The 12,183-nt window shown below is 58.3% G+C and carries 12 protein-coding genes; 4 read left to right on the forward strand and 8 right to left on the reverse strand.

What is annotated here, in order from left to right:
• Positions 1-140: 140 nt before the first annotated feature.
• Positions 141-860 carry a porin family protein gene (locus PPP56_RS04260; RefSeq protein WP_353562796.1) on the reverse strand — a complete coding sequence of 240 codons (720 nt, stop codon included), beginning with the start codon at positions 858-860 and terminating at the stop codon, positions 141-143.
• Between the two features lie 241 nt (positions 861-1,101).
• Between PPP56_RS04260 and PPP56_RS04265 the strand changes: the two genes are divergently transcribed.
• Together PPP56_RS04265 and PPP56_RS04270 are read left to right on the forward strand one after the other, a co-directional pair.
• A complete protein-coding gene (locus tag PPP56_RS04265) occupies positions 1,102-2,787 on the forward strand; it encodes a DUF2207 domain-containing protein (RefSeq protein WP_353562797.1) in 1,686 nt (561 codons plus the stop codon).
• Positions 2,788-2,905: 118 nt separating this feature from the next.
• Complete coding sequence (locus PPP56_RS04270; protein ID WP_353562798.1) at positions 2,906-3,253, forward strand: hypothetical protein; 348 nt, start codon at positions 2,906-2,908, stop codon at positions 3,251-3,253.
• A 14-nt stretch (positions 3,254-3,267) separates the two neighbouring features.
• Here PPP56_RS04270 and PPP56_RS04275 read toward each other — a convergent pair whose 3' ends face one another.
• Positions 3,268-3,732 carry a hypothetical protein gene (locus PPP56_RS04275; protein WP_353562799.1) on the reverse strand — a complete coding sequence of 155 codons (465 nt, stop codon included), beginning with the start codon at positions 3,730-3,732 and terminating at the stop codon, positions 3,268-3,270.
• A gap of 291 nt (positions 3,733-4,023) precedes the next feature.
• Positions 4,024-6,063, reverse strand: coding sequence for a glycoside hydrolase family 97 protein (locus PPP56_RS04280; protein ID WP_353562800.1), 2,040 nt, complete (start codon positions 6,061-6,063; stop codon positions 4,024-4,026).
• A 306-nt stretch (positions 6,064-6,369) separates the two neighbouring features.
• On the opposite strand from PPP56_RS04280, the gene PPP56_RS04285 reads away from it, so the two are divergent.
• Both PPP56_RS04285 and PPP56_RS04290 read left to right on the forward strand, forming a co-directional pair.
• Complete coding sequence (locus PPP56_RS04285) at positions 6,370-6,783, forward strand: fluoride efflux transporter FluC (protein ID WP_353562801.1); 414 nt, start codon at positions 6,370-6,372, stop codon at positions 6,781-6,783.
• Entirely contained in the window at positions 6,780-7,148 is a 369-nt protein-coding gene (locus PPP56_RS04290; protein WP_353562802.1) for a fluoride efflux transporter FluC, read from the forward strand. Before PPP56_RS04285 ends, PPP56_RS04290 begins: the two co-directional genes overlap by 4 nt.
• A 15-nt stretch (positions 7,149-7,163) precedes the next feature.
• Here the strand turns inward: PPP56_RS04290 and PPP56_RS04295 are convergent, their stop codons facing one another.
• The 5 genes from PPP56_RS04295 to PPP56_RS04315 all read right to left on the reverse strand — a co-directional run bounded on the left by PPP56_RS04295 (position 7,164) and on the right by PPP56_RS04315 (position 11,832).
• The gene (locus PPP56_RS04295) at positions 7,164-8,702 is read right to left on the reverse strand and encodes an MFS transporter (RefSeq protein WP_353562803.1); all 1,539 of its coding nucleotides are present in this window, start codon (positions 8,700-8,702) and stop codon (positions 7,164-7,166) included.
• 71 nt (positions 8,703-8,773) lie between these two features.
• Positions 8,774-9,307 carry an adenine phosphoribosyltransferase gene (locus PPP56_RS04300; protein WP_353562804.1) on the reverse strand — a complete coding sequence of 178 codons (534 nt, stop codon included), beginning with the start codon at positions 9,305-9,307 and terminating at the stop codon, positions 8,774-8,776.
• A gap of 71 nt (positions 9,308-9,378) precedes the next feature.
• Positions 9,379-10,113: a LytR/AlgR family response regulator transcription factor gene (locus PPP56_RS04305; protein WP_353562805.1), complete on the reverse strand. Its 735-nt coding sequence runs from the start codon at positions 10,111-10,113 to the stop codon at positions 9,379-9,381.
• A 12-nt stretch (positions 10,114-10,125) separates the two neighbouring features.
• Complete coding sequence (locus tag PPP56_RS04310; protein WP_353562806.1) at positions 10,126-11,172, reverse strand: sensor histidine kinase; 1,047 nt, start codon at positions 11,170-11,172, stop codon at positions 10,126-10,128.
• Between the two features lie 24 nt (positions 11,173-11,196).
• Entirely contained in the window at positions 11,197-11,832 is a 636-nt protein-coding gene (locus PPP56_RS04315; protein ID WP_353562807.1) for a DUF2306 domain-containing protein, read from the reverse strand.
• Positions 11,833-12,183: the final 351 nt, after the last annotated feature.

Genomic DNA, 12,183 nt, shown 5'->3' on the forward strand with positions numbered 1-12,183 from the left:
CCACCCTGAAGGAACCGCCGGACGACACATAGACACACCTGTTCGTAGAGAACGCACACGCATGACTTGTGTGTGGGGACAACGGGCGGTGTTACACGGCCTGAAAGATGAGATGTATGGAGTCTGATGCGGAGCGTAGCTTACAAGCCAAAAGTAAATCGAAGTCCTACGTTGATAGTGCTCATTTGCGGCTGAGCTTGGGCATCTTGTATGCCGACACGAGATTGACTGTATCGATATCGCACATCGAGTGCAACCTCACGTCCTGATGCGAGCGGATAGGCGAACGCGGCTCCAACAATGCCTGCTACATGAACGGTCGGCCCTGCAACGTCTGATGTGCGATTGTAATCCAATCTGCTGTCGAACGATCGCCCTTCGATAGCAGCTGTGGACCGAAGACGCACGTTGAGGGCGGGGCCTGCAAACAGTTCAGGACGCACGCCGAGTTCAAGAGATGGTATGCGAAACGTGGCCAGCACAGGGAACGACAGATCATCGAGCTTGAATGTGATGCGCTCATCCAAGGGACCGTCTGCGGGACCGACCCGCTCGCGCTCCAGGATCCCACCCGCCTGAGCGTATGCTGCCTCCGCCTGGATACCGAACCGGCGCGTCAAGAGTACATCGAACCCACCCCGCACATGAACACCCGTTCGGTAGCTGGCGAAGTTACTGGGAAGCTGCTGTCCTACAAAACCCGTTTGCGCAAAGTTAGAGGCATTCCCGTGGAACGAAGAGGCGGTCCCACCGAGCGACACGCTCCATCGCACGTCCTGCGCTTCGGCAGGCGAGCCTACGACGAGCAGACCTGCGACCAAGAGAACAAGCACCTGCGCTGAGTTCGGTATATACGACATAGCAACATGAGATCTTAACGAGAGAAACTCAACGATACTGAACTTAAAAACGCACCTAAGTTAGATACGATAGATACTGGAAATTGCAAGCACTAATGCACAAAAAAATACATTTTGCGAAGTGAAGTTCCAAAGTCTATCGTAGCCAAACCATGTGTATCCTGAAGTAACCTTTCAAGCTGCCCATTCGTGGTAAAGCAGGACGCGCGACGCCTCAATCACTAAGAGCCTGCCTCCGCCTATGTCTGCTCGACTGTATGCCATCGGTCTTGTGTTTTTTCTTGTTGGATGCGTAGGCCCAAACGCTGTCCAGGGTCAAGATGCATCGTGGGACGTCGCCCGCTACGAGGTGGACCTTTCCGTGGATACCAGCGGCACGTACGCTGTCACTGAAGCCATCACGTTCGATCTGCGCCAGGGCACGTTCACCCGCGGCGAACGGCGCATTCCCACCCGGCAGATGGATGCGCTGCGCGATGTGCAGGTGGATAGCGATGATGTGGCAATCACTGACGTATCCACCGAGACGACAGGCGGCGAGCGGGTCATTCAGTGGCAGTATCCCGAGCGCGATACCCTCACGACGTTTACGCTAACGTACACGGTAGAGGGGGCGCCCTACACCGACAACGGACGCACGGTGATCGACTGGCAGGCGGTGGGGGATGCGTGGAATGTGCCCATCCGCGCGATGCAGGCGACCGTGCAGCTTCCGTTTCCCGAGGTGCCCCGCGATTCGATCCGGCTTGCGCCAGCTGATGATGCGATGCTGGAGGGGACGGCGACCGGATGGCAGGCTATATTCACTTACGGCGAGTTGGCCCCGAACGAAGGCTATCGCCTGCGCATCCACCTGCCCCGCGTGATCGATGCGTCCGAGCGCACGTCAAGCAGCCCAGAGTGGGCGCAGGTATTTACCGGGATCGGGCTGGGGCTCTTTGGGATGATCGGGGGCGGGGCCGCCGCGTGGTGGCTCGGGCGCACCTCTGCGCCGCCAGTCCGGCGTCCGCGTGAGCCCCGGCTGCCGATCAGTGAGGCGGGCTACCTGGTGCTGCGCGAGCACATGTACGGCTGGCGCCGCCTGTTTAGCGCGATGATGTTTGATCTGGCCGAGCGCGGACACCTCACGTTGCGACGCGCAGCGAAGGAGGCGTCGTGGACTGAACCATCTACGGAGACAATCGAAGTAGAGGTGCACGCGCAGTCGCACACGCTCTCTGATCGTGAAGAAGCGCTCATCGAGGCGCTGCGCTCGCACGATACGCTCACCGACTTTTTTCAGAAGAAGAGGACATGGCAGCATAGACAGGTGAAGCAGATCCGCAACGACCTGGTCGCACGCGGCTGGATCATAGAGCATCCGGCGCGTTCGTGGGGGAGTGCGCTGGGCGGCGTTGCACTTTTCGCAGGGGGACTTGCAGGGCTGTTTGCGCTTTCGGGATGGATGGCCGCTGTAGCTGCTGGACTTGGGATGGGAGCAGGTGTCGGTGGCGTGCTGATCGCCACGCAGTATCGTACGCTCAGCGAAACGGGCGTTCGCGAACGGGCCGAGGTGCAGGCGTATCTGGATCAAGAACGCACCGCAGTCGAATCTACACTCGATGCCAATCCTGTGGCGGCGGCGCACCGGTTTGTGGAGGCGCTGCCGTGGCTGACCCTCGACACGAAGGTCGGCAGACGTTACGTCAAAGCTATCAATGATGCACTGGAGGAGAACCCCAGCGCTGTCACGCTGCCGTCGTGGATCGAAGACCGTGTGGGGAAAGGGGACAGCCAGGAGGCCTTCACTACCTTCCTGCCGCTCTACATCGTGATGATGAGCAGCACATCGGCATCGGCTTCTGGGAGCGGCTCGTCTGCCAGCAGTGTATCCGTCGGCGCAGGCGCTACGGGTGGTGTGGGTGGGGGAGGCGGGGGCGTATCGTAGGTCGGTGATACGATGCAGCGGGGGCGCCGTTGCGATATATGTGGGACCTGCACAGCGATCGCACAGTATTTATTGTGCATAATGTACATGATTCCTTCACGTCCGTTCAGGCATGGCTATGGCAACAACTGTTGATGTGCCGCGCGACACCGCTGCTCTCGACGCTGTCATGCGCCTCGTGCTCCCCTGCCAGCGCATGCGGATTCAGTTGGAAGAGCCCCTCTCCGACGAAGCCTTCCGCGCGCTCTGCGCCAGGAACAAAGGCTTCTCCATCGAGCAAGATCCTGATGGCACCCTCACGCTTACGAGTCCAACCGGCGGCACCTCTGGAATCCGAAACTTCCATATCTACCAGCCGGATACACTCCGCACGACGCTCGACTGCCCCGATACCGTAACCGCCGGGACCGTGGTCAACGGATTCTCGCTGCCCATGAAACGCATCTGGGATCCGCTGGCGGAGTAGCGGTGGCGTTCCGTTCAACGCTGGTTGTACACGATGTCGAATGATGCAGCCGCCTCGCTAAGCGCACGGCTGATCTGATCATGCTCCTGCGTTCCATTCTTTGGAAGATGCACCTCATCGCGCAACCCAGACTGGCGGTACTGGACCTGGATCTTGTTCTTGGTAAGCGAGATCGCTTTGACATCTGTCCACTCGATGGACTTGCCTCCCCAGATAGAGGTGTTCTTCGATGTGATGCCGGTTCCGTCGATGCGAAGCTCAGGCTGCTGAACAAATAGATGCCTGTACCGAATCGAGAAACTTGCGGCAATGGCTCCCATCCCGATTACGAAAGAGTAGACCCAGTTCTCTGGGAGGGTGCCATTCATGTAGTCCCATGCGAGGAATCCCAAAAGCACGGCACCAACCAGAAAGGTTGCGATCGAGAGAATATTGGTGTAGCTGGATTTCGTATCGGGACGAATGATTGTTTCTTCCATGGCTATGCATTGACCGAGAGGATGGATAGTGCGGAGTTGTACCGCAAGAGGGTGCGTCGTATATACCAAAGTAGAATGATGGATGTAAGTCACTCTCACAGAAGTAGTCCTTCAAAGCTACTGACGCTCTTGAGGTCATTCCACGCACCACGTCATTGACGCCATTGCGCAGAGAGTGGCCTGCCTACTAAAGCAGCAATCGCAGGCTGCTGTTCAACCGACTCGACTCCATCGAATGAGGTGGAGACCCCCTCCACACTTCCAACCCTCCACACTTCCACCCATAAACTTCTACTCCAACCGCTCTATATCCTCATCGGTAGCGGGGCGGAAGCGGATGACCTGTCCGCCACTGGCAGCCAGGCGCAGCGTGAGTTCGGTGGTGTGGTCAACGAGGCGCTCCTCAGTCACCATATCGTACGGCGTGTGGTCCCAGTGGGCATCGGTGCCGTCGCGGTAGATCTCGGCGACATACCTGGTGTCGGCATCCAGAAAGTGAAGCGGTGCCGAGAGCACGCGTCCGTTCTCGTCGGTGATGCTGCCCAGGTACCAGTCGTCGCCGCCGCGCTCTTTGCGAACCATCGTGATGTAGTTGCCGATGCTGGCGTTAAGCACCTTGGTGTCGTACCAGTCGGTCGGTACGTCTTTGATGAACTGAAAGGCCTCGGGCTGCTCCTCGTAATTTTCGGGGAGGTCGGCCACCATGTGCAGCGGACTGAAGATGGTGATATATAGTGCCAACTCCTTGGCGAGCGTGGACTTGATGCGGTTGTCGGGGCGATACTCGTCAAAGTGCAGATCCACCATGCCCGGTGTGAAGTCAAACGGTCCGGCCAGATTGCGGGTGAACGGCAGGGTCGCTGTGTGGTCGGGCGGATTGCCCCCTGCATCTCCCCACGCATCATACTCGCGGCCTTTTGCCACTTCGCTGGTCATCATGTTAGGATACGTGCGGCGCAGCCCGGTGCTCTTCACGCCTTCATGCACGTTCAGCGCAATCTGGTGCTCGGCGGCCAGTTCGATAACGTCCAGGTGGTGGTTCACCATAAACTGCCCGTGGTGCCACTCATTGTGTTCATTGCCGTCCTCGTCGTAACGCACGATTTCGGTGCCGTGGCCCACATAGCCCGTCTTCACAGCCCGCACACCCAGGTCTTCGTAGAGCGCAAACGCATCGTGCATCTGGTCTTCGTAGTGCAAGACGCTGGCCGATGTCTCGTGGTGGCCCATCAGGCGCACATCGTTGTCGAGCGCATACTGGGCGACCTCCTCCAGGTCAAACTCTGGTATCGACTCGGTGAAGCTAAACACGACGCCACTCTCATACCAAGCTTCGTCCCACCCCTCATTCCAGCCTTCCACCAGCACATGATCGAGGCCGTGCTCGGCGGCAAAGTCAATGTATCGCTTGGCATTTTCCGTAGTGGCGCCCAGCCGCTCGCCCCGGTTCCAGGTGGACTTGTCGAGGTGCATCTCCCACCAGATGCCGTTGTACTTAGCCGGCTTAATCCAGGAGGTGTCTTCCAGCTTGTTGGGCTCGTTCAGGTTTAGAATCAGATACGACGTGATCAGGTCGCCCGGCGTATCCGCAAGCTGAAAGGTGCGCCAGGGGGATACGCGGGTATCGGTGACACGCACGCGGTCGCCTTCACTCCACGGCATCAGATTCGACTTGAGCGTGTTCTCGCCCGTGCGCTCCAGCGTCATCGTCGAAAAGTCCACCAGCGCGGCCTCGTGCATGCTGATGTAGAGGTCGTCCTCGGTGCGCATGGTGAGCGGCGTATGCACCGTGTCGGCCTCGCTAAGTGGCGTGTTCTCAAAGTAGTACTCGAACCGGTTCCACTGATACGCATCGATGTACCACGACGCATGGTCGCCCGTCAGCCGGAACTCGGTGAGCTCATCCGCAATGCGAAACTCCTCCAGCCCCTCCTGCTCAGGGAACTCATACCGGAATCCTACGCCATCGTCATAGACGCGGAAGGTCACCACCAGGTCGCGCTCGGGATCCTCCTGCTCGGTCAGGTGGATGCGCATTTCATTGTAGTGGTTGCGGATGAACTGCTTCTCGCCCCACACCTGCTCCCAGGTCTCGTCGAACGTGCTGGTTTCGACCTCGGTGATGGCAAACGGCCCGTCGAGATCAGGCGCATCCTCAAGCAAAAAGCCGAGCGGAGACGGCTCGACGACCGGCTCGCCCAGCCGCGTGATCTGATACATGGGCACGCCATCCTGCACCTCCACATGCACTTGGTTAATGGATTCGGGGGAGGCCGTGCTGTGGCGCTCGTCCTCAGGCGAGTCGTCGGATGCCAAAGCGGTGGCAGGCATAGCAAGGAGAAGCAAAGCAACAACTAACGAAGCAATACGCATAGATCGGGCAACATCAAGGAGTGAACCAGCAGATGGTCTGTGGCGGATACGGGCGTATCCAGCCGTCATGCGAAATGCAACGGAGGTGGAAGGGGTTTCAGGGATTGTGGACGTCCCCACACGTCGGGCACTTCTTGTTTGCTGCTCCTTCTATTGGGGCAAATTGCGCCTCCAAACACATCTTGCTTTGTTGTTCTTGGGGCCCTGCTTGCCTATGTTACGTCTCGCATCTTTTGCTGCACCATTCGTTTAGTAAGATTCGCAGTGCGCAAACATATTTTTGTCGGATTGGCTGTGATGGCAGGTGGGGCGGTTGGGGGCGGCCTCCGATATGCGCTTATTCTTCTGGCCCCCTACGAACCCGGTGATATACCCTGGATCATCTTTGCCGAAAACATTGCAGGCGCGTTTTTGCTGGGGTGGATCGGACGCTGGCTGATGCATGCGCATCCGAGGCATATCTACTTCCGGCTTTTCTTGACCACCGGACTGCTGGGCTCGTTTACCACCTTCTCGACCTATGCCCTTGACCTGGTGTATCTGGTTGAGTCCGGGCGCTCCCTTGTGGCACTTGGCTACGCCTCTGCGAGCATGATACTCGGACTGCTGGCTGCCCTTGCCGGGCTTGTTGCTGCCGATCGCCGCTATGCATTCTCTGCTTCTCCCTCCAACCCATGATGTATCTGGCTGTCTGCGGGGCCGCTGCCTTTGGTGCGCTGGCCCGTCACCTCACCGGACTCGTTGCTACACGCCTTACCGGACGAAGCACGCTTGGCACCCTGCTGGCCAATGTTTTGGGGGCGCTGTTGGCGGGATGCATAGCCGGTGCCTCCCTCGCCTGGGGATTGCCTTCCACATGGCATGTGGTGGTCGGTACCGGGTTCTTGGGCGCGTACACCACGTTCTCGTCTTGGATGGTTGAAGCCGCTGCGTACCTGCGCGACGATGAGCCCATCAAGATGCTCCTTCACGTAATGGGAAGCACCGTGCTGGGGACGGCTGCGGCAGCGTTAGGGCTGGTCACAGTAGTAACACTCGGTTGATAGCTCGGTGCCAGACTACTTGTCGGTCTCGGTAGCTTCGCCCTCAATCTCTTGGTCAAGCAGTACAGGGTTTTCGGTCTGCTCGTCTTCCGGCTCTTTGACCATAAACCAGGCCAGCGACGAGAACGCCACGGTACCGGCACAGATGATGAACACGAGCCCCTTGTCGTCGGCAGCCTGAACGGCTTCGCCCACGCCAAAGCTGGCGACCAACTGCGGAAGTACGACCGACAGGTTGAAGAGCCCCATGTAGAGTCCCATCTTTCCCTGGTCGATCTTCTGCGACATGATTGCAAACGGCAGGCTGATCGTTGAGGCCCAGCCGATGCCCACAACCGCCATCCACAGATAAATTGCCCAGGGGGAAAATCCAAACGCGAGAATGCCTACATAGCCGGCTGCGGTGCAGGCGAGAGCAACGGCGTGCACCTTCACACGGCCAAACTTATTGGCAAGAGGCTCCAGCGCCAAAACGGGCAGAATGGCGGCGACCAGGTTGAGCGAAAAGAAGCTCCAGTTTACCACCGTTCCCAAGTCATCGTCGCTCATCCCCGGCAGCCGGAAGTCGACAAACGCAAACAGATAGATAAACATCGACTGGATGCCAATCCATGTGAAGGAGTGCGCCGCCAGCACCTTACGGAATCCGATAAGTCCCGCCTCTTCACTGGATTTGCCTGCTTCAGACTTCATGAGGGCCTCCGCAATAAAGAAGATCGTAATTGCCAGGAGTGCCCCTTCGAAGTAGTACCCGGAAAACTCGAATCCGGTAAGCCGCATTGCAATCGCGTAGACGGCGTAGACGAGAAATCCCCAGAGCGGACGAATGCCGTGGAGGATCTCCATTAAGCTGATGTCATCGAAGCTCTGTATCCCATCAAGGTCGCCCCGTTTGGCGGCTTCCCGGTCGAGTTCATCTTCGTCTTCGCCGTACTTGCCCAGATACTTTGGCTCTTTCACAAAGAGCGGCGGAATCACCGAGAAGAAAAAGACAAGCCCCACGCCGAAGTAGAGCAGGACAAAATTGTCGAACACGGCGCCGATGAGGTAGGCCAGCACGCCAAACGTGCCCGATACCGTCTGCATCCAGGTGTATCCCTTGGTGCGCTCGCGCCCCTCGGGCGTCACATCAGCAATGATCGAGCGGGCTGGATTGAACGAGAGGTTGATCGACAGGTCGAGTGTCATCGACACGATGATAGCGATGCCCAGGACGCCATCGAGCCCGAGGCCTTCCTGGATGACGCCAATGTTGGGAAGCGCCAGAATCATAAGCGAAGCCAGCACTCCGCCAATAATCAGAAACGGACGTCGGCGTCCGTTCCAAAACCAGACCTTATCGCTGATAACACCGATGACGACCTGGCCGATAATTCCGGCAATGGGTCCGGTGGCCCATACAATGCCGATTTCGTCGATCTGCAGGCCGTACTGCGTACTTAGAATCCAACTAAGCGCAGCGATCTGCACGGTGAGCGCGAAGCCCATGGCCGTGGCTGGAAGCGCTAACAGCGCGTAGAAGGAGTTAGAGAGGCGTTTCTGAATGTCGAGCATGGGGCAGAGGCAGGTACGCAGGCAGTGAGGCGTGCAGGCAGTGAGGCGTGCAGGCAGGTAGCCGAGGGGGGCTACCCGTCAAGGGGAAGCACACTATGAAACGGAGTCGAGTCGTCGAGCGCGGCACGGCCTTCCAGGAAGGTAAGCTCGACCAGAAACGAAAACCCATGAAGCGCGGCCCCGCTGCGCCTGATCAGGCGTGCGGTGGCAGCAGCGGTACCGCCGGTAGCCAAGACATCGTCGTGCAGGAGCACGCGGTCGGAGGCGGCGAGCGCGTCGGTATGTATTTCGATCGTATCGGTGCCGTACTCCAGCTCGTAGGTCTCTTCGAGCGTGCTGTGGGGCAGCTTGCCCGCCTTGCGCACGGGCACAAAACCAGCATTGAGCTCGCGCGCCAGCATAGGACCCAGAATGAATCCACGTGCCTCAATCCCTACCACCTTGGTGATGTTCGCTTCAGCATAGGGGGTTGCTAAACGGGATGCAGCTGCGTGTAGCAGCGCCGCGTCGGATAGAATGGGTGTGATGTCTTTGTACTGGACCCCCGGTTCGGGGAAATCAGGGATGGTTCGAAGGGCATCGGCAAGCGCATCGGTAGGAGGCATGAAGCAGCACTGCAATCAGGATAAGTAACGAACCACCCCAAACGTATGAGCAAGCAGTGCGCACGGATCCGTTACGTTCCCAGTGCGGACTTTACCGTCTGTGTGCGCCGCCGGGCAACAGGAAGCTCGGTGCCGTCTGCAAGCCGAAGTCGGTAGGTCCCCGACGACCACGGTACCAGCTCGTACGCGTCATCCAGATTCGCGATGATGGAACGGTGTATACGGACAAACCGATCGTCAAGACGCTTCTCCAGTTCCTGCAGCGTGAAATCCGTTCGGTAGCGTGTGTTATGCAGATGTACAAACACCAGCTTGTTCTTGGCTTCGACGTAGCGGATGTCGTCAAGATCGACCACACGCAGCTTGCGCCCCACATGTACCGTGAGGCGATGCAGTGTCTTGCTTTGACGCTCCTTGCGGAGCGTATCAAGCCCCTCATTCGGTTCGGATGCGGTCGCTTCCGCCAGTCGTTGCAACGTACTGCTCAGACGCGTCAGCCGAACCGGTTTGGTGAGGTAGTCGAGGGCATGGATGTCAAACGCCTGCAGGGCATACTTGTCATAGGCCGTTACGAACACGATGTGTGGACGCGGCTTGGAGAGCAGGTCGACTACGTCGAATCCGTCGAGCACGGGCATCTGCACATCCAGAAAAACCACATCGGGCTGCGTTTCATGGATGAGCGGCACGGCGTCTTTGCCGCTTCCGGCTTCTCCGACCACCGTAACATCGGAGTCAGATTCGTCAAGGAGCGACCGAAAGCGCTCGCGTGCCAGCGGCTCGTCGTCGACCAGTATACAGCGCATGGTGTAGAGCATCTATGAATCAGAAAAGTCAGAAGCGGTGGTCGTTCTTTTCGGGAGCGTAATCACAACGCCTTGCCGTTCTATAAGCAGCGCCTCGTGTCCACCAACAAAGAGAGACAGGCGCTCGCGCACATTGCTGAGTCCGGTACCCCGGGAGCATATCACATCCGGGTTGGTGGTGTCGAACCCCGGTCCCGTGTCGCTGACGCGCAGTTGCCACCGATCTCTGAGGTCATGTGCTTGAATGGACACCTCACAGGGTGCTGTAGTTTGGCCTACGCCGTGCTTCACGGCGTTCTCTACGAGCGGTTGCAGGGTCATGCTTGGCATGTGCATCTGGCGGAGCCCGTCGTCAACCTGCACATCTACCTGCAGCCGGTCCTGAAAACGAGCTTTTTCGATAGCCAGATACCGCCGCACAGCGTCAAGTTCATCGGTGAGCCGTGCAGTGTCGTGTTCCGAAGCATGCAGTGTGTAGCGAAAGAGGTCAGACAGATCTTCGACAACAGCTTCTGCCTCTTTGGGACGCGTCCGAATCAGCGCAGCGACCGTGTTGAATGCGTTAAACAGAAAGTGTGGGTTGATCTGTGCACGCAGCACTTGCAGGCGGGCATCGTAGGCGGCCGACTGCGCGGCTTGCATACGTTGAAAAAACTCGGCCATGTAGGCGAAGCTGCTCCACAGCGCCGCTGTACCGGCGGCGACTCCCGCAACGATGAAAAGCACCGGTCCGGACAGCGAGAACGTGTCTGGAAACAGCACATGATTTACGCCTGTGGCGACTGCAAACGAGACCAGTGTGGCACCTGCTTGTCCCACCACATGTCCGGCTACGGCCCGATACGATTGCAAGGGCAACCAGGTATATACCCAGTTACCAACGCCCATGATGACAGCTGTCATGATACCGGTGTAGATCGCAGCATGAGTGACGCTGCGTATCCACACGCGACTGTGGGTGCCGGGGGCATTCAGGCTGCCAATGCTGAAAAATACGATCGTTCCGGTGGCAATGCCCACCAGGCCCACCCATCCGGCAAGTCGAAAAAGTTTTCTCATGAACCAGAACGTATGAGCCGGGGCTTATGCGGAGGTTGGAGCGTTAAACCGACGCCGGTACGAGCGGGTCAGCCACACGATGCCTGCCACGCCCACAGCGGTGGGACCCAGCCAGCGGACGAGCGGGGGGAGCATGGTGAGGGTGGTGGTGGCAAATGCAGTGACGGCGGCGATATATCCGCCGAGCATACGCGACAGGTGGGTGTAGAACCAGGCACGTGGATCGGAGGCCGGGGCGAAGAGGTCGTACAGGTCATATCCAGCCAGCGCAGTGCCAATGCTGCCGAAAACGAGAGCAACGGAGGCAACAGTGCTCTGTCCCTGCATCCATCCGCCCCACACGATCAGTCCCATGCTCACCAGGAGCATACTTCCTGTGCCGATCCAGTCTGGTCGTGCTGGTCCCGCGCCTCCAGGCTTATGCTGCAGGGCACGCACGCCCGTCCATACGAAGTAGCCGCTGAAGCCCGACACGAAGAGAAGAAACACATTGGTGCTTGCAATCGCCAACGGCACGGCTGTAACGACGACAACACCCATCGACACGGCAAAGACCTGTCCCCACCGGCGATGCGCCGTGCCGCCCTTGCGGGCGTACATGGCTGCAGGACCAGCGAAGAGCGCAAGGAAGCCGAGAGCAATATGGGTCCAGGAAATCAAGCTAAGCAGGGCAGTCCACATAAGAGCTAAAGGAGAGAGAGAACGCATCACGGGCTATAACTGCAGGCCAATCAGTATTGCTCATAACGTACGTGCATTTTACCACCGCTGTCTACAAAAACAGCACCAACGGTACAAGCACCGGATCAGCGGTCTGGATACCGAGACGAACGGGACGCGGCGCATCCCCCTAAGAACTCGTTTTGATTTCTTAATTTGGGCTCCGAGCGGCGGCGCTCGCTCTTGCCTGCAAACCAAAACCCAAACAGGCTCTAAGCCTACCGACGGAACCGGGTTATACACATTTCCGTGTGTATGAGTGTTGTGTCTACTTCTCTCTCTTCTCGTTTG

It is taken from the genome of Longimonas sp., from assembly GCF_040409695.1.
Lineage (GTDB): Bacteria > Bacteroidota > Rhodothermia > Rhodothermales > Salinibacteraceae > Longimonas.